At 38.7% G+C, this 25,917-nt stretch carries 17 protein-coding genes; 8 read left to right on the forward strand and 9 right to left on the reverse strand.

What is annotated here, in order from left to right; genetic code table 11:
* Nucleotides 1-44: 44 nt before the first annotated feature.
* The 5 genes from JL102_RS19670 to JL102_RS19690 form a co-directional block, all read right to left on the reverse strand.
* Entirely contained in the window at nucleotides 45-7,889 is a 7,845-nt protein-coding gene (locus tag JL102_RS19670; RefSeq protein ID WP_202246172.1) for an Ig-like domain-containing protein, read from the reverse strand.
* A gap of 460 nt (nucleotides 7,890-8,349) precedes the next feature.
* Complete coding sequence (locus tag JL102_RS19675; RefSeq protein WP_202246173.1) at nucleotides 8,350-8,946, reverse strand: tetratricopeptide repeat protein; 597 nt, start codon at nucleotides 8,944-8,946, stop codon at nucleotides 8,350-8,352.
* Nucleotides 8,947-9,021: 75 nt separating this feature from the next.
* Nucleotides 9,022-9,780: an alpha/beta hydrolase gene (locus JL102_RS19680; protein ID WP_202246174.1), complete on the reverse strand. Its 759-nt coding sequence runs from the start codon at nucleotides 9,778-9,780 to the stop codon at nucleotides 9,022-9,024.
* Nucleotides 9,781-9,818: 38 nt separating this feature from the next.
* A complete protein-coding gene (locus JL102_RS19685; RefSeq protein WP_202246175.1) occupies nucleotides 9,819-10,634 on the reverse strand; it encodes a DUF3108 domain-containing protein in 816 nt (271 codons plus the stop codon).
* Between the two features lie 52 nt (nucleotides 10,635-10,686).
* Entirely contained in the window at nucleotides 10,687-11,499 is an 813-nt protein-coding gene (locus tag JL102_RS19690) for a 2,3,4,5-tetrahydropyridine-2,6-dicarboxylate N-succinyltransferase (RefSeq protein ID WP_202246176.1), read from the reverse strand.
* A 36-nt stretch (nucleotides 11,500-11,535) separates the two neighbouring features.
* Here JL102_RS19690 and JL102_RS19695 point away from each other — a divergent pair, with 36 nt between their 5' ends.
* From JL102_RS19695 to JL102_RS19705, 3 genes are all read left to right on the forward strand, one after another.
* Nucleotides 11,536-12,681 (forward strand): glycosyltransferase, encoded by a 1,146-nt coding sequence (locus JL102_RS19695; RefSeq protein ID WP_202246177.1) that lies wholly within the window; start codon nucleotides 11,536-11,538, stop codon nucleotides 12,679-12,681.
* Between the two features lie 243 nt (nucleotides 12,682-12,924).
* The gene (locus JL102_RS19700; protein ID WP_202246178.1) at nucleotides 12,925-13,590 is read left to right on the forward strand and encodes a metal-dependent transcriptional regulator; all 666 of its coding nucleotides are present in this window, start codon (nucleotides 12,925-12,927) and stop codon (nucleotides 13,588-13,590) included.
* 3 nt (nucleotides 13,591-13,593) lie between these two features.
* A complete protein-coding gene (locus JL102_RS19705; protein WP_202246179.1) occupies nucleotides 13,594-15,504 on the forward strand; it encodes an Nramp family divalent metal transporter in 1,911 nt (636 codons plus the stop codon).
* 56 nt (nucleotides 15,505-15,560) lie between these two features.
* On the opposite strand, the gene JL102_RS24045 is transcribed toward JL102_RS19705, so the two are convergent.
* Nucleotides 15,561-17,357 (reverse strand): OmpA family protein, encoded by a 1,797-nt coding sequence (locus tag JL102_RS24045; protein WP_202246180.1) that lies wholly within the window; start codon nucleotides 17,355-17,357, stop codon nucleotides 15,561-15,563.
* 117 nt (nucleotides 17,358-17,474) lie between these two features.
* Nucleotides 17,475-18,410: an NADP-dependent oxidoreductase gene (locus tag JL102_RS19715; protein WP_202246181.1), complete on the reverse strand. Its 936-nt coding sequence runs from the start codon at nucleotides 18,408-18,410 to the stop codon at nucleotides 17,475-17,477.
* 156 nt (nucleotides 18,411-18,566) lie between these two features.
* Between JL102_RS19715 and mnmE the strand changes: the two genes are divergently transcribed.
* Nucleotides 18,567-19,946 (forward strand): tRNA uridine-5-carboxymethylaminomethyl(34) synthesis GTPase MnmE, encoded by a 1,380-nt coding sequence (gene mnmE / locus JL102_RS19720; protein WP_202246182.1) that lies wholly within the window; start codon nucleotides 18,567-18,569, stop codon nucleotides 19,944-19,946.
* A 182-nt stretch (nucleotides 19,947-20,128) separates the two neighbouring features.
* On the opposite strand, the gene JL102_RS19725 is transcribed toward mnmE, so the two are convergent.
* Together JL102_RS19725 and JL102_RS19730 are read right to left on the reverse strand one after the other, a co-directional pair.
* The gene (locus JL102_RS19725; RefSeq protein WP_202246183.1) at nucleotides 20,129-20,719 is read right to left on the reverse strand and encodes a hypothetical protein; all 591 of its coding nucleotides are present in this window, start codon (nucleotides 20,717-20,719) and stop codon (nucleotides 20,129-20,131) included.
* Nucleotides 20,709-20,948 carry a hypothetical protein gene (locus tag JL102_RS19730; protein ID WP_202246184.1) on the reverse strand — a complete coding sequence of 80 codons (240 nt, stop codon included), beginning with the start codon at nucleotides 20,946-20,948 and terminating at the stop codon, nucleotides 20,709-20,711. Before JL102_RS19730 ends, JL102_RS19725 begins: the two co-directional genes overlap by 11 nt.
* Nucleotides 20,949-21,158: 210 nt before the next feature.
* Here JL102_RS19730 and JL102_RS19735 point away from each other — a divergent pair, with 210 nt between their 5' ends.
* From JL102_RS19735 to JL102_RS19750, 4 genes are all read left to right on the forward strand, one after another.
* Nucleotides 21,159-21,668: an IS1096 element passenger TnpR family protein gene (locus tag JL102_RS19735; protein ID WP_202246185.1), complete on the forward strand. Its 510-nt coding sequence runs from the start codon at nucleotides 21,159-21,161 to the stop codon at nucleotides 21,666-21,668.
* 120 nt (nucleotides 21,669-21,788) lie between these two features.
* The gene (locus JL102_RS19740; RefSeq protein ID WP_202246186.1) at nucleotides 21,789-22,853 is read left to right on the forward strand and encodes a DKNYY domain-containing protein; all 1,065 of its coding nucleotides are present in this window, start codon (nucleotides 21,789-21,791) and stop codon (nucleotides 22,851-22,853) included.
* A gap of 84 nt (nucleotides 22,854-22,937) precedes the next feature.
* Nucleotides 22,938-24,857, forward strand: a complete 1,920-nt coding sequence (locus JL102_RS19745) for a hypothetical protein (RefSeq protein WP_202246187.1) — start codon at nucleotides 22,938-22,940, stop codon at nucleotides 24,855-24,857.
* 146 nt (nucleotides 24,858-25,003) lie between these two features.
* Nucleotides 25,004-25,900: an oxidoreductase gene (locus tag JL102_RS19750; RefSeq protein ID WP_202246188.1), complete on the forward strand. Its 897-nt coding sequence runs from the start codon at nucleotides 25,004-25,006 to the stop codon at nucleotides 25,898-25,900.
* Nucleotides 25,901-25,917: the final 17 nt, after the last annotated feature.

Genomic DNA, 25,917 nt, shown 5'->3' on the forward strand with positions numbered 1-25,917 from the left:
AAAAGCCCGGCAAAAGCCGGGCTCTTAGGTTTAGTTTAAGTTGATTACTGGTTAGATACTGCTAACCTTCTATAAAATACCTGATCGCCAACTTGAATACGATACAGATACAAACCTTCTCTCAGACCTTTTCTGTCATGCATTACATCATGATCTCCGGCCATCTGCTTTTCATTTATAATAGTACGAATCATTCTACCATCGGTAGTAAGAATTTGTACATTTACATCACTAGCTTCATCAAGAGAATAACGAAGTGTAGAGGTAGCATACATAGGATTAGGATAACTGGTCAAGCCAATTTCATTTCCACTGAAAGCACCTTCTACGCCTGTAACTCTACCTACTTTAGTAAGGAAAGTAGTTGAAACTGCTCCTCCTTTACCATCTTGGGCGTCTACCGTTATTTCAGACTCTCCTGAGTTATGCTTCACTAAAATAAGCATATCTTCAGCCAAGACTACAGTTACTACATCTTCATCACTTGATAGTGCATTATAAGAAAGTACATCCCCATCCGGGTCTTCAAACATTTCAGAAAGATTGAACACTACAGATTCCAGATCTGCTGTGAAATCCTGATTTTCAGTTTGTTTAACTACCACTGGGCTGGCATTTGCTTTTCTTACTCTCACTTCAAATGAAGTACCTACCATATCACCATCTTCGTCAGAAGCTATAATACTTACATAGGTCTTTCCTTGTTTTAGCGGAGTAATGAATAAAAGTTTACCTTCTATATCTACATCTACAACGGCATCGTTAATAGCCGTAACTGTGTAAGTAAGAGGTTCCATATCAGGGTCAGTAATATAAGCTGAAAGATCAATTATATCTGTTCCTCCACCCATATTGTATTTCTGAATAGGAATTTGCCCCACTATCATAGGAGGTCTGTTCACATCTATTACTTCTACTACAAAAGAAACTGTAGTGGTTTCCAGTGAATTATCAATGGCAGCTACCGTAAAGGTATAATATCCACTTTGCTCAAAATCAGGCTTAAATTTCAGCACAGCAGAGTCTGCAGATGCCTTAAAAGTAACATTAGGGTACATCTCTTCAAGAGTGTATACTAATATTTCTCCATCATAATCTTCAGCCTTAAACGTAATAGATATTTCCTTTGACTCATATACTGAAACAGTATCTGTAGGATATTCTACAAACTCAGGCACCTGATTAACATGCACTTGTACCGGAATTTGCACCAAAGGATTAAAAGGATCATTGCTGGCTATTGTGATACTAGCAGAGTGATCACCTGGGCCTGCATCAGCAGCACTTACAGTCACTTCTATTTGCTCTTCTTCTGCAGGAGCTACTTCACCTGCTTCAGGATCTAGAGTTAACCAAGGAGAAACTGACTCTAAAGCTCTCACTTTAAAGGCCACCCCTGGAATATCAACTTCAGCAGGTGTGAAACTGACTCCTCCGTTGTTGCTATACATAAACAAGCCTTCTACTCCCGAAATATTACTATTAATACCTTGAGAATAGATGATGCTTACAGGATAATGGAATACTACCCAGAATACTTCTCCTTCATCAAATGATTGAGGTGAATTTAAAGATATCAACTCAAATTGACCATCAGTAGTACCTGTTGGTATCTCTTGTGAAGTTACAAGCTCTCCAAGAACAGGATTGTCTCCACCAGCATATACTTCCATTACCACAGGATCTGTACTACCTTCTGTTCTGAAGAAGTTTCTCACATGAGTAAGAGTAAATCCAGAAGCAGGAGCTTCAAACTTAGTAGCTGATGAAAATGGTAATGTTTCATCTGGTATACCCACATAATCCTCAGCTGTCAAGTTTGGATCATAAGCTATAGAATCAGTGAACTCAATTCCTTCATCATCCATTCTCGCTGCAGATATTACCGGCTTAGCATGAGCAAGACCAATAGGCGCATCAGATGCAGTGATATGAGCATACTTTGGCACTTTGGCAAAGCTAGAAGCATTGGCTCCCAGGCTGTATTGCACCGTAGCATCGTAAGTAAGTAAGCTACCACCGTTATTGGCTACTGTAATATAATCAGATACCACTTCATCACTTTTTAACTCAATATAAAGAGAGTCTCCAGGTATGGTAGCAGTAAATACTGGAGGGGCCACTCCCTCTCCTAATAAGGTTACAGCATATGTGCTGTCAGATTTACTATCACTGTAAAATATAAGACTTGCACTATACTCCATTAACGACTCTGGCATAAAGGTCACACTAAGCGTTAGCTCATCATCAGGATCCAATGTAAATGGAGCCTCACCTTCCACCACAAAGCCTGATCCATCAACAAATAATGAATCTACTGTAAGCACCTTAGAACCAGGGTTAGAAAGCGTTACTTCCATTGTTTTGCTGAATACAGAATCTTCGTGAACATACACTTCTCCGAAATCTAATGTATCAGGAAGAGCCACTAAATCAGGCATTCCACTTACTGTAAGCGTCACTGGTATAGATACTTCTGGCGTTTCAGGATCATTACTACTAATGATTACATCATCTTCATAAACACCATCATTAAGATCAGAAGCATCCAAAGTAACTGCTACAGTTACCATTTCACCAGGAGCCACTTTACCCATTACTGGCGGCTCAAATAATACCACAAGCTCATCTTCCAAGTATGCTGTATTGAAAGCTACCTGAGCACCATCAGTACCTGTAGCGTTTTCAATACCTATAGTAGATTGATTAAGGAAGCTAGCTGTTTCTACATCAGCATATTGCAGCTTAATATTGCCGTTTTTATAAATGATCATCTGGAAAGTAACGGTACCTTCTGAAGATGAACCATAACGAGCCACATCTGTAAACTGCACAATCAACATATCGTCAGAAGATTCATAAACAACCGTTCCTGATATAGCTCCAGGCTCAAGGTCATCCCACAAACCTGCAATAATATTATTTATACTATTGGCTGTAGGTATCTGAGAATTAGATGCGGTACCACCACTAATTTCTGAAAAGCTTAATAGTCCATTGGCCGATACCCATACTGAATCATAGGTATTTCCATAGAAATTAAAGTCAAATCCTATTGGCACTTGAACATCTCCATCTGCAAATATTCCTGAAAGCACATCATCAGTAATATCTACTCCCGAATCTTCAATATCATGCCAGTCATAACTCGGGCCTGATCCATTTTTATTATCCGCCCAAGTATAACCAAAGCTATTATCAGATCCAGCTCCACTTCTTACGGGGTGTCCTGTACGTGTATCTTCATCTTCTTTGGAAAGGTAAATATTTCCAAAATCGATGATAGGAGCATTAGAAGCTTGCTGTACTACCTCAGCTTTAAACCAGTAAGTACCAGCTAGTGAATAGATTAACTCATAGCCACCTGTATTTTCTATGGTTATGGTATCATAGGCCATTTCTCCTGCTTCTACAGAAGCAAATATTGAATCTGGCGACACTACTATTGCTGGCGGAGTAACTCCTACACCCGACAATGACACTGTTAACATCTCGTTACCGTCAGAATCGTCACTATTGATAACTACCTCATCAGTGAATAAACCTTCCGACTCAGGCGAAAATATCACAGGGACGTTAATGCCACTTCCTGGCTCAATTGATACAGGGCCATCAAACTCTACCTCAAAGGCTGAGCTACTGTTAGTCATACTGGATACTTCCAATGCTTTAGAGCCCTCATTGATCACAGAGATAGTGGCCTGCTGCGAGGCATCAATAAACAATGTGTCAAATTCTATGGATTCTGGCTCTACATGTATTAAAGGATAACCTATTGCAGTAAGCTCAAAAGGCACTTCCACCACAGGGTTGAAAGGATCATTACTTGCAATTAATAAATTACTGGTATACTCTCCATCATAAAGACCAGTGGCATTTAACGTCACCTCTACACTTACAGAAGAATTAACTGGCACTACACCTATTAAAGGATCAGCATCAGTAATAAACTCGGGTTGAGGAGGCATAATAGATACTGCAAGACTATCTTTCACGAAAGCGTTATTAAACACAACCTGCAAACCATCAGTAGCATCGGCATTTTCAATTCCTACGGTAGCACTTTGATTATCATTTAGAGTGCTCATACTGCTATAGAAGAAATTGATACTTCCGTTGCTGTATAATACCACCTGAAATGTAGCTGTACCAGAAGAAGCATAGTTCCCTACTTCCTGATATTGAACAATTAGTCTACCCGATTTCACTTGATAGTAAATATTTCCTCTTTCAGATGAAGGGCGCAAGTCATCCCAGAAAGGAGCAATGAAATCATTAGGATCATCCTCTGAAGGAATTTGATCATTGGTATAATCAGTTCCATCAGTACCAAAAGTAAGATAACCGTTAGAGCTTATTATAACCCTATTCTTCTCCTCACCGTAAAACTCAAAGGTAAATGGCAACTCTATTTCGGTTGATCCATCATCACTTCCTTCAATGATTTCGGTACCAGTAGAAGATATATCATCCCATGTATATAAAGGACCTCCTTCTTCATCGCTATCTATCCATCGGTAACCAAAGTCAAGATCTTCTCCTGCTCCTAATAACACCGGATGACCTCTTCTAGAATCTACTTCATCTTTACTAGAAAGCTCTATGGTTTCTATTTTTGAAGTATTGTTTTTCTCTATACTAGTATCTGACAATAATCTTTCTACTGCTAATTCAGGAAAAGAGAAAGTAAGTGGATAGTTACCATAGTTAATAATTTCAATAGTCTTAGTAGTACTATCCCCAACATCAAGTGTGGCTGAAATTACCTCTTCAGGAGTAACTCCTATTACTGGAGGTGATGTTCCCACCCCTACCAATGGTATCTCTAAAGAACCTTCCGAAGGATCATTACTAGTAATATTTAATGTACCATTAATATTGCCGGCGTAAGAAGGACTGAATGACACAATTAATGCTGCCTCCTCTCCAGGAGCCAATGATAAAGAAGATGGTTCAACATCAAAAGCAAAACCTTCTACTGAAACATCAGTAAGCTCTAGATCTCCGAAACCATCATTTACTATGCTTACGGCCATCTCCTTAGTGTTACCTATTAAGACACTACCAAACTCCAAAAACTGTATATCTGTAACTAAATCAGGCATCTGACCACTTACAGTAACTGTAGCAGGAATACTGGCTTTAGAATTAGAAGGATCATTATTATCTGCAATAATCTTTACTCCGTACTCTCCATTACCTATTGATGAAGCATCGAATGTGATAGTTACTTCCTCAGATTCTCCGGGAGCCACAGAGCCTCTTACAGGATCAAATGTAATCCAATCGACTCCAAGACCTGAAGCACTTAGTGCTCTTACCTTTAAAGCATAAGGAAGGCTGCTATAGCTAGATCCTCCATCTGCACTATAGAAGAAAGTATTAGGCCTTGGGGTTATATCTGTATCAAAACCTTGAGGGTACATAATTCCTGTTGGAAATTTAGCTACCACCCAGAATACATCCCCTTCGTAAAAAGTCTGAGGTACCTCTAGCGGAATAGTAAAATATTCTCCTTCCTCACTAGCAAGGTTCACTTCTTGAGAAAGAAGCAATTCCATAGATCCTAAATTCTCTCCTGAGTAAATTTCCACTATGGTAGTAGGCTCCGCTAATGTCTCCGTTCTGAATAAATTTTTAACATGAGTTAATGTAAAAACAGCTTGTTCTACATCAAATCTTACCGCACTGGTAAATGCATTGCCATTGGTAAGTCCTACAAAATCTTCCGCAACATTATCTGGCTCATCGTATGCAATTGAATCAATGGCATCGATAGCATCAGCATAAGGATGATATTTGGAAGTTCTTGATACTCCTGCCGTTTTTGTGCTTATTCCTTCGGCAGTATTACCCACACCATAAAGCTGCATATCCATTCTTTTCAATCCCTCTCCTGGATATAGCTTAGAGGTAAAAGACTGGCTTTGGCTTACAATAGCAGCAGACATAGTATATTCCAGATTGGCTCCGTCACCTTCATTCATTAAAGTTATATCAGCTGTTGCTACCGGATTTTGCATAACGTTAATATCAATATCTAGTGATTCAGGCACAATAGAAATCACTGGAGCGTTTTCTGTAGTACCACTAGCTATGTTTGAAATTTCAGAAACATTACCAAAAAAGTCTGCTGACTTAATTGCAAAATAGAAAGTAGAGCTTGCCCTTAATCCATCTATTTCAAATTCTTCTAACGTACCTGCAGAACTTGGTGAAGGCTCATCTCCTACCTGAGTGGCATCGCTAAAGTTCTCTTCCGTAATCGGCTCTGTAGAATATCTGATATCGTAAATACTGGCTGAACCATTACCAGGATCAGAAGGAGCTGTCCAAGTTAGTATTATTGAGTTTTGATAAACATCAGCAACCGCCAAATCATCAATCGGCTCTGGTGCGGTACCATCATTCTCCTGAAGGGCATTGAAAGCATTTAAACGTCCTGATCCAAACCCGGCAGGCAAGCTTGATAATTCATCGGCAGTCTCAATTATGCGACTCCACACTTGCTGAGGTGTAATATTACCAGCAAACTTAGATACTATCAAAGCAGCCACCCCACTTACATGCGGGCAAGCCATTGAAGTACCTGTTAATGATCCGTATTGATTGTTAGGCAGTGTACTATAAACATTAACAGCTGGTGCTGCTACTTCCACCCAATCGCCGCGGTTAGATCCAGTATATTGATTATCATTATGATCAGTACCCGCTACAGCCAAAACCGGCTCATAATATCCAGGGTACCACTCATTATCAGAACCACTGTTACCGGCTGCAAAAATAACAACCCCCCCTTGCATAGGACCATATGGATTACCATTTTCATCATAACCAGCCTCTGCTATAAAATAGTCGATAGCATCAAGCACTGATTGTTCAAAATTACCAGGGCTAGTATAACCCCAGCTATTTTGGGCAATAACGGCACCATTATCAGCAGCATAAATAAAGGCCACATCAAAACCACCACTAGTAGTAACACCAAATGTAGTACAACTCATAAGCCTTATACCATCGTCAGCCCCGCTACCACCAGCTACACCAGCTACTCCTACGCCATTATTGGTTTCAGCAGCTACAGTTCCACCCACATGAGTACCATGAGTATCTCCTGGTATCTGTCCTGTACCATCAGCGAAATTATAACCATTAATATCATCAATGTATCCGTTATCATCATCATCAATGCCATTACCAGGAATCTCTCCATCATTGACCCACATATTACCCTCTAGATCAGCATGATCTACATCAATACCACCATCTATTACAGCTACTATAACATCGTTACTACCCGTTTCAAGTCCCCATGCCTGAAACAGGCTGATGTCAGCACCTGCAGTACCTCCTGTCTGGCCAGTATTATTATAATGCCATTGTAAATCCAGCTGAGGGTCATCAGCCAGAGTATCCAAGGTATTTACGCCAGCAGCCTTCATAGAAGACTCTTCAACGCTGCGCTTTTTCTCTAAAAAGACCTCAGCTATCTGTACCTCAGGGAGTCGTTCGTAAGCACTTCTTACAGACTCCATAGATTTATTAGCCGAAGATTCCGGATATGAAATTTCATACCAAAGATGAAGGCCATATTTACGGTGCTTTGCTTCATACTTACCTCCATGAGCAAAAACTCTTTTCATAGAAACAGTATTACTCTTTGCATTTAAAGCATCTAAGGCAGGGAAACCAGTTACTACATATCCTTTGCTGGATTTATTTAAACTGGACTTTTCAATACTGGCCGCTGCTTGCTCGGTCAGCTTTAATCTCAAGGTTTTATTATTAGGGTTAGATTGTGCCGCAAGCAGAAAAGGCAGCATCATTAACCCCAATAAAAACAGCCAATGCCTATACAGCATGGCTCTATCAATATAGATGTTTTTCATTTAGTTGGTTTTAGATTGATTAATACACCCGCATAGCTGTATCAGGTCACTTAATGTGACAGATAGAATAGTATTTAGGGTAATAATCTGGTTGTTAGAAATTAGGTTGAAAACTTACCCGGCCTGAATATGAACTAATTCAAATAGTTAGAAAATTTGAAAGGGAAGGATTTCCCAAGATGTGAAAAAATGATTAGTCTTTTTTCAGTGTCCGAGTCAGATACGAGATCCAAGCTAAGTAAAACCGAAAAAGACTATTAGGTGGTAAAGGTTGAAATAGGGAAATTTTATTTCCATGAATCCAATATAATAGATTTATTATTCTACACCTAATTATTTTTGGCAAATTTAATTCTTAATATTAAATTATTTTAACAATAATTTTAGTTTTACCCTACAAAAAAAGCCAACTCTTTAAAGAGATGGCTTTACTCACAATAATTCCTTTGGTAAACTAAATCTAGTTACAATATTTCTTTAAGACTTGATCTGAATTAGAGGCTCCAAGAGACTTAGCCATCTTAAAATCTGAACATGCCTGGCTACGTCTTTTCTTTACAACGTTTAGTAGTCCTCTTGAAAGGTAAGCATCTGCATATTGCTTATCAACACTGAGTGCATCATTATAAGCCGTTAAGGCTTGGTCTAATTGCCCAAGCTTTTGAAAAGCCTTCCCTTTTAATGTATATGCTGAAGCATTATTTTCATCATACTTCAATGATTTATCAACATAAAAAACTGTATTCTCATAATCATTTTGTCTATAATAAAAATCGCTCGCTAAACTCATGTAAGCATTGGCGTTCATTGGATCTTCGCTAAGTACTTTTTTAAAGTCTGCCACCGCTTTTTCACTTTGGCCTAATTCCTCATAAGCTCTACCCCTATTATATAAAGACTTTACATGAGCAGGCTCTAGTTTCAGGTATTCGGTATAGGCCTCTACTGCCTTGGCATAATCACCCTTTTTAAAATATTTATCGCCTAACTCTGATCTTTCGTCTTTACAGCTAAAGATAATGAGGGCCAATAGTACTACTACAAATGTTTTCTGCATAATTAAAAAGTTATAAAAATAGGTATTAATAATACGCTGATTTACATGTAAAGGGCAAATGTAAGAATAAAATCATCAAATTGATTTCAAAAAATCTGATAGTGCACTCCAATATCCGTCAGAGTCCTGATATTCACTCCACAAAGCTTTTGCTCCATGATTACCGGGTGTTTCTGGCAGATAATATTTCTTATTAGCTGAAGGAATAGCCACGTAAATACCCCACCAATTGTTTTTTTCACTTCTACCAGAGGTCACAAATACGGGCTGAGTTATCTTTGAGGCTCCGGATGTAATATAATCACGACCTACTCCTTGCGATGAAAAGTATTCTCCTGGAGAAAAAGCAATAACGGCATCCACGTCATCAGCCATCTCTCCGGCCATCTTAAGAGCCAAAGATGATGAATATGAACTACCCCAAACAATTATCTTTCCTTTAGTAAGATGGGCTCTGGCATACTTTACAGCAGTCTCCATATCTCTGTAAGAGTCTACATAGCGAGTATTTTTAGAAGCTTTTAATGCATTAATGTTAGTTTCATTTTGCACATCATTAACAGACCCTCCTGAGCGAAGATCTACAGCCAGGCAGCTATACCCCAGCGCATTGAGCCTGGGAGCTATCTCCATGTATTCACCCCGACTCCAATCAGCCTGATGAAACAAAATAATAAGAGGTGAGGTGCGTTTTCTAACAAAGTAAAAATCTGCTGACATCTCCACTCCATCTGAAGATTTGAAATGCAGCACTTCCTTTTTCACCCCTACCGATTGATTGTAGTTAAATACCAACTGCGACCACAAAATCAACGATAGTGTTACAGCGTACATGTAGTAAGTTTAGGTTCGATATAATTCTAAGTTTAATATTAATTCAATTTATTAAGGTCATTTCTTAAGTTCTTATAATCGCTAAGCTCTAATCCGGTACTACCAATAAACATCTTGGCCTCTATTTTCAATGGAATTTTATTTTTATCATTTGAAATCCACACTAATATGGAATCTTCTCCATCAAACAATTTATTATCAGGCATAATAGGGGCCAGCTTGATAGCTTTAAACTTACCTGCTTTTGTTTTGACTTTCTCAGTTCCTTTGTATTCTACATCCAGCTCATAGAAGGTATCTTCAAAAAATCCGCTCATAGTAAATCTATCACCCTTCTTCATTTTTGAAAAGTCCATAGTTCTCAGGTACAAGTACCCAGCCAGCATGTCTCGGATATTTTCAGGAGCGTAGTAGTAATTGGGCTCTTTATATTCGCCAGTCTTCTTGTCCTTTACTTTAGCTTCTATCTGATTAGAGCGATGATCAAACCTGATCACTTCATTTTTACGGTAATTACCCTCCTTAATATTTCGATAGGAAATATGTGGAACTAGTGCAGCAGAATCTACATATGCCCCCCAGTGGTCATCTACTTTAGCTACCCAGTCTACCATACCTGTGGTTTTGCCATAAACATCTATTTTATAACAATCCCTATGGTTTACTTTGTAGAAGTTGTCTTGAATAACCATTTCTGCTTCACCAATAGAAAAGATCCCAAAAGTGACTTTGTAGGTGAGTTTCTCTCCTGTGTAAAAGCTCTCATTAGGAACATCGGTATAAACACCTTCATCTCCCACCGTAAAAGCAGAAAAGGTTATAAATACTAGTGCAAGTTGTAATAAGTTCTTCATGGCATCTATTATTCGTTTATACCATACCAAAGAACAAAGTAAGTGCCAGACTCTATACGACTACATTATTTTCTCGTAATGCGTCATTTAAAGAGGTTTTTTTATCGGTGCTTTCTTTCCTTTTACCGATAATTAGCGCACATGGTACCTGAAATTCTCCTGCAGGAAACTTCTTGGTATATGATCCTGGTATCACCACTGATCTTTCTGGCACATGCCCCTTCATTTCTACTGGCTCACTTCCTGTTACATCTATAATTTTAGAACTGCCTGTAAGCACCACATTTGCTCCCAGTACAGCCTCTTTTCCTACATGTACTCCTTCTACTACTATACATCTTGAACCAATAAAGGCATTATCCTCTATAATAACTGGTGCAGCCTGCACGGGTTCTAGCACGCCACCAATACCTACTCCACCAGATAAATGAACATTTTTACCAATTTGTGCACAACTACCTACAGTAGCCCAGGTGTCTACCATGGTACCTTCGTCTACATAAGCTCCTATGTTTACATAAGAAGGCATCATAACCACCCCCTTATTTAAGAAAGATCCATAACGAGCAATAGCATGAGGCACTACTCTCACTCCCAACTTCTCATAATTATTTTTAAGCTTTATCTTATCATGAAACTCAAAAGGACCAACCTCTATAGTCTGCATTTTCATGAGTGGAAAATATAAGATCACAGCCTTCTTAATCCAGTCGTTAACTACCCATTCAGAACCATTAAATTCCGCTACTCTTTTGGCTCCAGCGTCCAGCTCGCCTACAATAGTTTTTACTGCTATTTGAACATCTTTTTCTTTCAACAACGACCGATCGTCCCAGGCGTTTTCTACAATTTCTTTTAATTCCATTAACAATTATTAATTAATCTATTATCATTACCTCTGATGAAAAAACACAAACTTGTCATCGGCTCTATACTAAAACCTGTAGATGACACTAGAATGTATGAAAAGTTTGGCCTTTCATTAGACCAAACAACTAAATATGATATTAATATCATAGGGTTTTACTCAAAAAAACTTCCTAAAGAATCAAATATCAAATTCCATCCTATTTTTCATTTCAAAAGACTGCACCCAAGCAGGCTCTTAGCCCCCTCCAAATTCCTTAAAAAACTGATTGAATTGAGGCCTGAAATCGTGATCATTAATTCTCATGAATTATTGCTGACCACCACTCTTTACAAAATATTTTTTGGGGCAAAAATCATTTATGATGTAAGAGAAAACTACTTCAGAAATCTACTCTTCACCCCCACTTTTCCTCTGCTTTTAAGACCCCTTTTGGCAGGCTACGTGAGAGCTAAAGAATACCTCTCCACCCTCTTTTTTGATCACTATATTTTGGCTGAAAAACAGTACGCTGAAGAGTTCAGTTTTAGCAAAAAAAAACATACGATAATTGAGAACAAATACCTCCCTCAACAGCACTTTAAAACACCAACAAAAAGGCCTGAAAAAACTCTTGAAAACAGCGAGAAAATCAGGCTGATTTTCTCCGGCACTATCGCCGAAAGCACAGGTGTTTTTGAGGCTATTTCTTTAGCGAAAAATCTGCATAATTTAAACCCAAAAATAGAACTGAAAATTGTAGGATTTTGCTCTCTCCCAGAGACGCTAAAAAGGGTAAAATTAGAATTAAAAAATAGTCCATTTATAACTCTAATAGGAGGCGATCAACTCGTATCTCACCAAACCATTTTGTCTCATATTCAAGAGGCAGATTTTGGCATAATTTGCTACCCAAAAAACAGGAGCACCATCAACTCCATGCCTACTAAACTTTATGAATATTTAGGCAACCAGTTACCCATCATTTTGCAAAATCATGAAAGGTGGGAGCAGCTAAGTCAGCAGTATAACGCCGGCATTATCATCAACTTTAGAGAGGTGAATTACCATGAATTAATCTCAAAAATGGAGCAGACTGAAAATTTCTATTCCACCCTTCCCGGAGAAGAAATATTATGGTATTCTGAAGAAAATAAACTTACAAATCTTATTGAGATAGAATCTAATAATATTCTATAAATCAAATACTTAAACACTATCATTTAAGTCATAAATTGAATACGGCTTTTGATCAGAAAATCATCTTTTCACTCGGCATTCAGCTTAAAAAGGAATGTTTTGAAATCAAATTTCATTTTTAGACTAATCTAAAAATAGAAGAAATATCCATTATATTCCGATAATAGCAGTTTTTTGAAAATATTTAATTTAAACTAAAAATATTTTTTAGATAAATCTAAATCAATATATTTGCTATTAAATATGGAATTAGTACTAAGTTTTACAGAAGAGAATTATCTTAAAGAAATATACCATTTGTTTCAGGAAAGCAACACTCCTGTCTCCACTAATGCTATAGCTGAAGTGATGAACACCAAGGCTGCGTCCGTCACAGACATGATCAAAAAACTATCGGCTAAAGGAGTGGTGAGTTACCAAAAATATCATGGAGTAAAGATCTCAGACAAGGGTCAAAAAGCTGCTCTTCAGGTGATCAGAAAACACCGACTATGGGAAGCCTTTTTGGTAGACAAATTGAAGTTCAATTGGGATGAAGTTCATGATGTAGCAGAGCAGCTGGAGCACATCAAATCTCCCCTCCTCATCAAGCGCCTTGATGAGTTTTTAGGACACCCAAAATACGACCCTCATGGCGACCCAATTCCTGATGAAAATGGAGAGTTTAAAGCCAAGCCTCAGGCCCCACTTTCTACAGTAGAAAATGGAGCAGAAGGAGTAGTAGTTTCAGTGAAAGATGCGAGCGCTTCTTTCCTACAATATGTAGACAAAATGGGTATCTATATCGGAGCTAAAATAAGGGTGATAGAGAAGGTAGAATTTGATGGTTCTTTAGAAATTTTGATAGACAATAAAAGGACGGTTTTTATCTCCAAAGAAGTATCGGAAAATATTTGGATTACGGAATAAATTATGATCTCAGACAAGCACGATTTAATGAAGTCTTTAGGGGATGCAAATGCCTCTATCAACGCCTCCAATAAAAAGGGATTTTGGAAAAAACTTTTCGCCTTCATCGGCCCCGCCTACCTGGTAAGTGTAGGCTATATGGACCCCGGTAATTGGGCCACTGATATAGCCGGTGGAAGTGAGTTTGGATACTCACTGATATGGGTCTTGTTGATGTCTAACATGATGGCCATTTTACTACAAAGTTTGAGTGCTCGGCTGGGGTTAGTTCGTAAGATGGACCTGGCCCAGGCGTCGCGCGCAACCTACCCTCGTTTCGTAAATTTCTGCCTCTACATCTTAGCGGAAATTGCCATCGCTGCCACTGACCTGGCAGAGGTATTGGGCATGGCCATTGGCCTTCAGCTTCTGTTTGATCTGCCACTGCTTTGGGGGGTAAGCCTTACCGTAGCAGACACCTTTTTGTTTCTCATCTTACAAACCTATGGCATGCGTAAGATGGAGGCTTTCATCATCTCTTTGGTAGCTATTATTGGAGGGGCCTTTCTCATAGAGATGATCTTCGCCCAGCCTGATATGGGCGAGCTCGCCCAAGGCTTTATCCCAAGCATCCCCAACCATAATGCCCTTTACATAGCCATTGGTATCATAGGAGCTACCGTAATGCCTCACAACCTCTACCTCCACTCCTCCTTAGTACAAACCAGAAAGATTAACCCATCCCCTAAAGGAATATGGTCTGCTATCCGTTTTAACATTATTGATTCTACCGTAGCCCTTAATCTGGCCTTTTTTGTAAACGCCGCCATCTTAGTGCTTGCTGCTGCCACCTTCCACAGAAATGGAATGTTCGATGTTGCAGAGATACAAGATGCACACAAACTACTATCTCCTATGCTTGGCTCTAAATGGGCCGCCATCTTATTTGCGGTAGCCCTTATAGCCGCAGGACAGAGCTCCACCATCACAGGTACCTTGGCAGGACAGATCGTAATGGAAGGCTACCTACACCTACGCATACAACCATGGCTCAGAAGGCTTTTAACACGCCTTATAGCCATCGTTCCAGCTTTCCTGGTCATCTATATCTATGGAGAAAAAGAAACCGGCAAAATGCTTATTTTCAGCCAAGTTGTACTTAGTCTGCAACTAGGCTTTGCCGTAATCCCACTGATACACTTTGTATCAGACAAAAAGAAGATGGGAGAATTTGTGATTAAACTATGGGTAAAAATTGCCGCATGGATAATAGCAGCCATCGTGGTTGTGCTTAATGCCAAGCTGGTAATAGATGAATTAAAAACATGGATGACAGAGTCAGGAAGCAATGCCTACATCTTATGGCTCACGGTAGTGCCATTAGCCCTAGCCATCACAGCATTATTGCTTTACATCACCTTGAAACCTTTAATAGCCTCCAAAAACGCTCCTAAAACCAGAACACCTCATGGAGCATATTTACCTATTGATTTTCATAAAGAAAGAGAATACAAAAGAATAGCCATTGCAGTAGACTTTTCAGCTATTGATAATAAGGCTATTAATAGCGCCCTATCCCAAGGCGGTCATAAAGCTGAGTATAGCTTAATCCATATTGTAGAATCTGCGGGTGCTTTTGTAATGGGCAGCGACATACATGACTTAGAATCCACTCAAGATGCACTATACCTCAATAAGTATGTAGAGCAAATGGCAGAGAAAGGCTACAAGGTAAAACCTCAACTAGGCTTTGGAAACCCTAAAAGAACTATTCCTAAGCTGGTGAAGAATTTCGATGCTGACTTATTGGTAATGGGCTCTCATGGCCATGGTTGGTTTATGGATATTTTATTCGGGACCACCGTAAGCGGCGTGAGGCATAAGCTAAAAATACCTTTGTTTATTGTGAAAGAAGAAGAGTTAGAAAAGACTTAAAAAAAGGGGCGCCTCCAGCTATGGACGCGCCCCTTTTTGCCTCTCAAATAACCGACCTACTCCCTAGCTACTATACTTACATCTGCTCTGCGATTTTCCTCAGGATCACCACCACCCTCAGCTTTTACAGCACCAAAACCTTGTGCTACTATCCGCTCTTCAGGTACGCCATGACTCACAAAATAATCTAACACTATGAGCGCACGTTTTTGAGACAACTGCAGGTTATACCTCGGATTACCGTCAGCACTGGCAAAGCCTGAAATATTGATATCTAATACTTTATACTTATTCAGTAAAGATATAATACTATCTAGCTCTTCTCTATGGACCTCATCAATAGCACTTTGAGCAGCATTAAAATAAATACGATGTGCATGATCCATGAGCTTCATCTCATGTGCTTCAAATTTCGCATCAACAGGCAAACTGGGCATATTAGTAGCATTTGATTCTTCACTACTCAAGTTTTCTATCTCAGCCCGTTCTTTTTCTTTTTTAGCTTGAGCAATAAGTTCTGAACCTGACATTTTCTTACCAGAGCCATGATATTTCACCCTAAAAATATCAGTAAAACCTAAGCCCCCTTCTCTCACAGAGCTATAATACCCTATTCTGCCATCTTTTGAGGCTCGGAAATAAATCTCATCATCAGGTGTATTTACAGGATAACCGAGGTTTTGAGGCTCAGACCATTCTCCTTTTAAGCTATCGTATACCGATTTAAAAATATCATAGCCTCCATAACCCTTATGACCGGCACTACTGAAATAAAGGGTTTTCCCATCATAAGCCAAGAAAGGGCTTTCCTCATCAAACTTAGTATTAATTACAGGCCCCAGGCTTTTAGATTTATACCAGCGGCCTTTATCATCTTTAATGCACATATAAATATCTATGCCGCCAAAACCTCCCGGCCTATCACTGGTATAAAATACCACATCTGATGAGGATGTTTCTGTAATGGAATTTTCTGAATAAACTGATGAATTAATTTTATCGGTAAGAAATTTGGGTTCTGTCCACTCACCGTTTACAAAGTCACTATAAAAAATATCACCTCTTCCCACATCTTTATACAAATACAGCCTGTTTCCATCTGCTGAAAGCGCAATATTAGCATCATGGTACGCTGTATTAATGGGCGGTCCTATATTTTCAGCCTCACCCCATTTACCCCCTACTTTTCTGGAAATGAATATATCTTCAAAATAAAAATTATCCTTATCCACATCCGCACTAGTGTTCCCCTCTTGGCGGCGAGAGGTAAAGATCATAACGGTTTCATCTTCATTCATTACTGGGGCGTAATCAGGCCATACAGAATTGATGCCTGGCTCCAAAACTTCCACCGAATATCTAGCTGGCTGATTAATAATCTCCTTACCGTTATTACATTCTACAATTCTTCTGCGCACATCTTCTGGCAGCACTCGGTCTCTACCACGATAATGCCTATCATTAGTAACCTTGTGTTCATATTTTTTATAATAATCCAAGGCCTGATTAAAATCTAGCCCATAATGATAGGCTCTCCCAATCTGATACCATATATCAAACCTGTAAGATGGTTTTTTTTCCTGGACCCTCAGCAGGTACTTCAGCGCCTGATCTTTATTAATGGTTTCTAGGTAAAGCTGGCCTGCCATCCAGTTTGCTTTCACATTATTAGGATCTAGCTCGGCAGCTTTCACAAACAATTCTTTAGCTATTTCAATAGCTTCTTTCTGCTGGGAATAAATTTGACTGGCTTGTTGTAGATACTCTTCCGCCAGAGCTACAGGATCTTCCTGAGCATGAACTTGAGTACAAAAAAATAGACAACAGCTTAAAAAATAGTAAAAATGCTTCACTTACTGCTACTTGATATATTAAAAAAGGTCGTTGATAACTTCAACGACCTCCTAATATAATAGCTTTGACCTTTCTATTCAAGTAAGCTAACCACCTTTCTGTGTTTCAAACTTTAACTAATTCAAAGAAAAGGCAATTTTACCTGTGGTATGCCCAGAGAGAATTTGCTCAAAGGCATGCTTAACTTCATCCAATTTATACGTCTTCTGCATAGGCACTTTCATATTACCAGCCTCTATAATTTCACGTATATGATCTAGCTGTCTTGAGTTAGGCTCTACAAAGACAAAGGTGAAATCTACCTGATCATCAATATCTTCTCCAGGGTTGGCAATGGATACTATTTTACCACCTTTCTTCATACATTGAACCCCAATTTCGGTAGTATCCCCTCCTACTGCATCTAACACTAAGTCCACGCCTTCTTTAAACTTATTCTTTACCTCTTTCTCTACATCCTGATTTTTATAATCAATACAATAATCAGCACCCAGCTCCTTAAGGTAAGTATGATTATCTTCGCTAGCTACAGCCACTACGGTAGACCCATGATACTTGGCGAGCTGTATAGCAAATGTACCCACACCGCCAGACGCCCCTAGTACCAGCACAACATCTTCTTGCTTCAGTTTTCCGGTATCAAAAAGGCATTGATAAGCGGTAAGACCAGTAAGCGGCACTGAACCCGCCTCTTCAAAGCTGATGTTAACGGGCTTTTTAGACAAATAACTTTCTGGCAAACAAATATATTCGGCAAAAGTACCCTCTCCTACTTCTGGCCTTCTGGCATAAGCGTATACTTCTTCTCCATTCATGAATCTTCTAGCTCCGTAGCCACATTCCTCTACCACACCAGCCATTTCCCAGCCAGGCACTAACGGAAAGTGATGCTTCATTCTGTCTTTCATATATCCATTGGTGATCATAGCATCAACAGGATTAATTCCCGCAGCCTTAATTCTCACCAAAACTTCTCCTTCTTTAGGCTCAGGCTTCTCTTTAGTAACAACTTCTAAAGGCCCTTCAAATTCATTTAATATTAGCGCTTTCATATTTACTTATTTAGATTGTAGTATTTAGTTATTAGTATTTCATCATCGGCATTATTTATGCCGAAGAATACACCTATCACTGTTATACTAACAGCTGAGCCGTGCATCTGTTCCCTATTGTGCTTACATTTGCCAATCAATTAAAAAGGAAACATTTTGAGTCAGCATATAGGATCCACTGAAGATACAATAGTAGCCCTTTCTACAGCACCCGGTGTAGGTGCGATAGCAGTCATAAGGCTGTCGGGCGATGATGCCATTAAAATCTGCAACAGCGTATTTAAAGGTAAAGACCTGGAAAAGCAAGCAACACACACTTTGCATTTCGGCACTATAAGAGATGGAGAAAAGGTTATTGATGAAGTGGTAGTTTCATTGTTCGTAGGTCCAAAATCATTCACTAAAGAAAATGTGGTGGAGATCAGCTGCCACGGCTCCCCTTTTATAGTAAAGCAAATTATAAAAGTGCTGCTCGCAGCCGGCTCCAGACTGGCATTACCGGGTGAGTTTACCAAACGAGCTTTCCTTAATGGTCAGTTTGATTTGGCTCAGGCCGAAGCGGTGGCTGATCTGATCAATTCTGATTCTGCAGCTTCTCATGAAGCCGCGCTGAACCAGATGCGCGGTGGCTTCTCAGAGCAAATTCGTCAATTGAGAGAGGAGCTGATACACTTTGCGTCTATGATAGAGCTAGAGTTAGACTTTGGTGAGGAAGACGTAGAGTTTGCTGATAGAGACGATTTGAAACAGCTGATCAACAACCTACTCAAAGTGATCAATGCACTGATTGAAAGCTTTGACCTGGGTAATGTAATCAAAAACGGAGTACCTACCGTGATAGCAGGTAAGCCTAATGCTGGTAAATCAACATTGCTCAATGCTTTGTTAAATGAAGAAAGAGCCATAGTATCTGACATAGCCGGTACTACCCGAGATGTTATTGAAGATGAAATCAATCTGGGCGGCATCACTTTTAGATTTATAGATACGGCCGGAATTCGTGAGACAGAAGACACCATAGAAAAAATTGGTGTAGAGCGCACCCAAGCTCAAATGAAAAAGGCCTCTCTTATTATATATATGATTGACCTGGCCAATGACAATGTTGTAGACTTTAACCGAGACATCAACAAGTTGGAAAACATGGGCATACCTTTTATAGTGGTGGGCAACAAGATTGACAAAGCGCAACCAGAGTTAAAGGCTGCTGTAGAAACAGTAAAAGGATCAATACTCATAGCTGCCAATACCAAAGAAAATCTGGATGCTCTAAAAGATAGAATTCTTGAAGAGGTTAACCTTGATAATTTCAAATCTGGCAACACCATAGTCACCAACATACGACACTATGACAATCTTCTAAAAACCAGAAATGCCTTGCAAGACGTACTCAATGGCCTTGGCAATAATATCACCGGCGACTTTTTGGCCATGGATATCAGACAGTCACTACACTATTTAGGAGAGATCACCGGAGAAATCACTACTGATGATTTGTTAGCGAATATATTTAGTAAATTTTGTATTGGAAAGTAAAAGTCTGAAACACAGATAACCCTGATGATAAGATTAAACGGATAATGATGATCATAACAAGTCTCAAGAAAAATCAGCATAATCCGCCAAATCTTTGTCCTGAATGATTATAAGGGAATTAAATCATCAATTTACATAATCTTGACACCACCACCTTAAAGGATGTATTTTGAAGAATAAGTTCAACTTTTACTAAGAATTTGCTCGAGCATATTATCACTCCATTGAAAATTCGCATTTGCATTAATATAATTTAACTCCCCATCAAATACTTCAAAAATCTTGACAGGCACGAGCTTACTTACGTCATAGAAGTGAACTTCATCAAACACATGAAACTGAGATAAGATCATGCTATAAGAACTTGCATACCTACCTAAAACCGTCTTCTCCGACACTGCATTTCCTAAGTGTTCCGCTCTCCACTTCACTCTATTAATCAGTTCTTTAACATCATCTAAATAGTAGAAATGGCAAAATGCTTCAGCTTTGTATATATTGATATACGACGTTATAAATCTAAAAGCCTCAATGTTATGTAAATTACTTTCAATCAAAACCTGCTGATCAATATTCAGAGCATGTTCAATATAAACATCAATTATATGACTTAGCTCTATTTGAGAAGGAGGTTTTTGATGCAAACGAGTCTGATCACTATAAATTTGATCTGGGTTAATAAACACAACCCCTTTATCTGAACTAAAGGTATTACCTAATGTAGATTTACCTACACCATTTGGCCCACCCAAAACATGAATTTTAGTACCCAATAATAGTTTTAGTATCTGCTGAGGTATTATAGATCAGGTCTGTATCCGATACTGAAGAGGTTAGATAAAAACCTTGATAAATAGCTTTTACATTAAAATGTGATATAGAATTATTTTTAGTGATAGCAGCAACAGCCTTCTCTCCCACATGCTGTATACATGCTTCTGAAATACCCTTAGTTGGTTTTCTTTTAGCATTAATTTCCGCTATTTTATCTTTATCTATCATTGTTGCATCTTTTAACGTACTTAAGAAACTAAAAGTTTTGCTAAGATTCAAGTGTATTCACCAATTAATTCTACAGCAAATATTAATGGTAACCAAAAAACATGAAACGCCAATAAAAGAATTGGACGGACATTTTTAGCATAACGATGGACAATATAATAAGCTGAATACTTAAACCTATGACATCCGTTATCCTAAAGAATTAATATAATGGCCAAAATCAAAAAGCTACCTTCTTCTGAGATTTATCAAATAGAAGCCATGATACCCAGTTGGGATGAGCAGACTTTTGAAGTAAGCACTAAATCTCCCTATCGCATTCTAGCCGTAAGGCCAGACATGAGCCTGCATGAGCTAGGCTTGGCCGTGCTTAGTGCTTTCAAGTTTGACTATGATCACCTTTTTGGCTTTTATGAAAACTTCAATAACCCTCTTAAATCAAAGGTGTCTTATGAAATAATGGAGGATACGTATGAAGAAGATGATGAATTCATAGTACTAGACTCCTCCGCTCCTGTTACGCTAAATATGGATGATTATGTAGTAGCTGACATTTTCATCAGGAAAGGAAAACGTTGGCTTATGCTTTTCGACTATGGTGAAGCATGGCATTTTTGGCTGAAATTTATAGGAAAAGAGTATATTATACCCAATAAAAGCTACCCCTATATCTTAAAGTCTAAGTATAAGGCACCATCACAATATCCTGATGACTATTAAACTGCAAAGCCTTTCTAACAGTCATTCAGCAAAACACCCTGCCTACCACAAATCTTTCCTACATGAAGGCCCTAGGAAAAATATTTTTCCTTATTTATGCATAAAACCAAGCTTACAAGCATGATTATCAGCATAATAGTTACTATTCTACTCGTTTTTTATGGCGGCATTCTCATTATGTCTCCCATGATGATTGCCTCTCAAGGCTTCTCCGACTCGCTTTCATCCATAATTACAGCCTTGGTATTTCTTGGTTATCCTGTTATTATATTCTTACTGATGACCATTTTTAATCTACCTTTTTATGGCATGGCCTCTTTCAAGTGGCTCATTGGCTTTTCAGTGCTTTTCTTAGTCACTATACTCATTTATCGCATTCCTCAATTGATTATTAATATTAAAAGAGGAATTCCCAACACCGGTTACTACATAGGTGAAGAAGCTGTTTATCTTAACGGTAGCGCAATAGAAAAGGCAGACCCCAACTCCTTTGACCCCATGAAAGACGTGGCTTACTATTCCAAAGATGCTCATCATGTATTCTACCATAAAAATATAATTCCTGATTCAGATCCTTCCACTTTCATGAAAGTTCCCTCTGAAAATGAAGACGGACATGGTAATTATTGGAAAGACAAAAATCAGGTGTATTTAGATGGCCATATCCTTAAAGGAGCAGACCCAAAAACTATGGTAGTGCTTAATTCATTATACGCTAAAGATGCTAAACAAATGTATTATAATGGAAAGATTCTACCTGATGCCAACCCCGAAACCTTCTATTTCTTAAGTGACGGCATTGGTTTGGATAGAGAAAATGCCTATGTGTATGGTAAAAAATCCACCACAAAAACAGATATTAAAACCCTGGAAGTAGTAGATACTGACCAGTCAACTTCATTTTTGCGTGATAAAAACAGCATTTATTTCATCATATTCCATCATGGTGATCCCTTGCTGAAGGTGGAAGGCGCCGATCCGAAAACTTTTGAATATATGGAAAGGGGTTATTCTAAAGATGCTCATCATGTATTCTACCATGACAGTAATTCGAGACAAGTAAAGGTGCTTCAGGAAGCTGATCCAGCTACCTTCACAGTAGGTTATGATAATTCCACCCAAACCGAAGCCAGGGATAAAAACCATTCTTATATGAACGGCGAGACGGTAGCACCAAACCAATAATGAAACACTAACTTGTCTTCAAACTTTATTAGACGATGAAAAGCGCTGTTTATAACAGCTCCAAAGCTCCACTAAGAATCAACTATGTTTAGTATAGAAGTAGTTTCTCAAAATTTAAGATGGATAGCGGCTATCTACAAAAACCGCACTGAAGGTGAAAAATACCTAGAGAACCTGAAAAGCTTAGGCCATGCAGTAGAAGAACTTGAAATGCCTCACCTCCACTCCTTCCCCGTCTATGCCATAGAAAGGATGAGCGAAGGTTCTCCCCAAAACTGCTTTGAACACCTCTCAGAACCGGAGTACCTACAACTTATAGAACATCAGCAGAAAAACAGATCCCAAAAGGATGATTTCGAAGCTTACTTCACTGTCTATCACTTTTCCACCGCACATTTTCAAGAGCCTTATGAAAACAGCTTAATGGGAGCTTTAGATCATATTCATGTAGATGATTATTATCTCGATAACGAACTGGCCCGTTTAAGCCTGAGCGAATCCTACATAGAAAGGATGGCTAGCGATTACAATATCGCCGCACTTTTCAATCTTTTCGAAGATTTAAAAAACAGCTCTGACAAGGAGACTAAATCTAACCTGGCAGAGGGTTTACTAAGTCTATTCGCCAACATGGATTATGACCATGCCTGCGGAAAATTAACCACTGATGGCATTAATTATTTACTACCTATCTTAGAAAAAGCCAAAATACTATCTAATGAACCTCTATTAACATACTTCAGCAGGGCCTATCTCATACTGCTCCAGGAAGCCATTAACAATCAAGAGCCTGAAGAAACCATTTTGCTATATATGGAAAAGGCCATTGAAGTTAACGAATCTGTCATTCATTCTGATGATGAAGAGCTACAGGAGGCTTATCATAATCTGGCAATGGCCTTTGAATTAATTCTGGAACATAAGCCTTCAGCATATTATTTAGAACAGGCTTACCATAATATTCAAAAATCCATAGCCATGGACACCAATAATGGAGATTGGCAACTTTACCTGCGATTAATCTTTATACCTATAAGCGCCACAGCCCCGAACGATCAAAAAGCTATAAGCACCCTTCAATTATCAGAAAAATCAAATTTTCAGCAGTTTGCGGAGGAAAAATTCATGCAAAACAATAATATAAGCATGACTATCTGCCAATCAATACACCAACTGAAAGAGCACCTGAAATGGCATAAGTTACCTGAGGCGTTATTTCCAGAAGATTTATATAGTCCTTGGATAGAAAGAGCACTAGACTGGGAAATTAACTCCTCAGGCCGCATAGAAGTCAATGAAAATGCTCATTTTTTACACAATGAAGGCATTCGTCTTGAGCGGATTGACCTACTAAATAAGGCCGCATATCTATACCAAAGATTAATAGATGCCGTTGAGTCACCTGCCTTTGAAGTATATTATCTGGCGAAGAATGCGGAAGCCATCTCTGACATTTACCTAAAGCAAGGCGAATTAAACAAGGGTTACTTATACCGAAACAAAGCCACAGAAATTTATGAGACCCATATTGATACTGTGATGAACAACTATTCTACCCACGCTCACTATACCGAATTTCTATTTAGCAATTACTTTTTCGATGAACCTATTCACAAACCATCTATTGAAGAATTGGAAAAACATGCGGTGTTGTGCGAGCATGAAGGCAATGGACATTACAGCAAGCCCACAAGCCTGAGAATAAAATTAGCTTTGCATGAAAACAAAGAAGAGAAAGCGATTTTTCTAATGAGCCGATTACTCATCTTACTTGAGTTATTATACGACGAGGTTAATGATTTACTTGATACCACAGACGCATCTAAACATCCTTCTTTCTATCAACTGCTATTAGATACGAAAGCCCTTTTTCAAGAAATAAGCGATCATTATTATTACCATCCCAAGTTGAGATGGGATGACGTGAAGGACATGTCCCCTGACACTATTATTAGCACCTGGGAAAATAGAAAAGCAGAATTGAAAGAAAAATTCAAAGCATAAGGTTTGAATACCGACTCTAAAACTTCTTAATCAGCCTATTAAACTCTCTTTTGATAAAAAAACATCACTTTTTATGGTGTTTATTTAATTATATATACTATAAAATGTTAGTCTCCACAGCAGAGACGTGTAATTGATAAAAGGTAATGAGTAGAAAGTGGACCCATGCAGATATTCCTGATCAATCAGGTAAAGTAGTAATAATAACCGGAGCTACCAGTGGTTTAGGCAAAGAGGCCAGCAGAGTGCTGGCAGAAAAAGGAGCTACGGTAATAATGGCGATAAGAAATACAGAAAAGGGCGAAAAAGTAGCCCATGAGATACGTAAAGAGCACTCCAAAGCCAAGCTAGAAATCAAAGAGCTTGACCTGGCCAGTTTGAAATCTGTAGAGAAATTCTCTAAAGAATTTATTGAGCAATATGATCAACTACATATACTGATCAATAATGCAGGAGTAATGATGTGCCCATATTCCAAAACGGCAGATGGGTTTGAAATTCAAATGGGCACCAATCATCTGGGACATTTTGCCTTAACAAGGCGATTAATGGCTCCGTTAAAACATGCTGAAGGTTCTAGAGTAGTATCAACCTCTAGTTTGGGACATAGAATGGGAGATATCAATTTTGATGATATCAACTGGGAAAAAAGGAAATATAATACCGCTAAAGCTTATGGAGATAGTAAGTTGGCTAACTTATATTTTACATATGAAGCGTCAAGAAAATTCAGTAATGATCCTAGTGCTCCAAAAATGGTAGCTGCTCACCCCGGGGTAACTGCCACTGACCTTGGCAGACACGTTAAATTTGCCGAAATTTTCAATGCAATCATAGCTCAGAGCGTACAGAAAGGCACATTGCCTACTCTGAGAGCAGCTACAGACCCCTCGGTTCAATCGGGTGAATATTTCGGCCCAAGAAGTCTCTTTGAAACCCGAGGACACCCTAAGAAAGTAGATTCTAATGAACTTTCTAAAAATACAGAAAAGGCTCAAAAGCTTTGGGAAATGTCGGAAAAGATGACGGGTGTAACCTTCTAAGAATTCTTTGTTTTCGA

This window comes from Fulvivirga sediminis, from assembly GCF_016757215.1.
In the GTDB taxonomy this organism is placed as follows: domain Bacteria; phylum Bacteroidota; class Bacteroidia; order Cytophagales; family Cyclobacteriaceae; genus Fulvivirga; species Fulvivirga sediminis.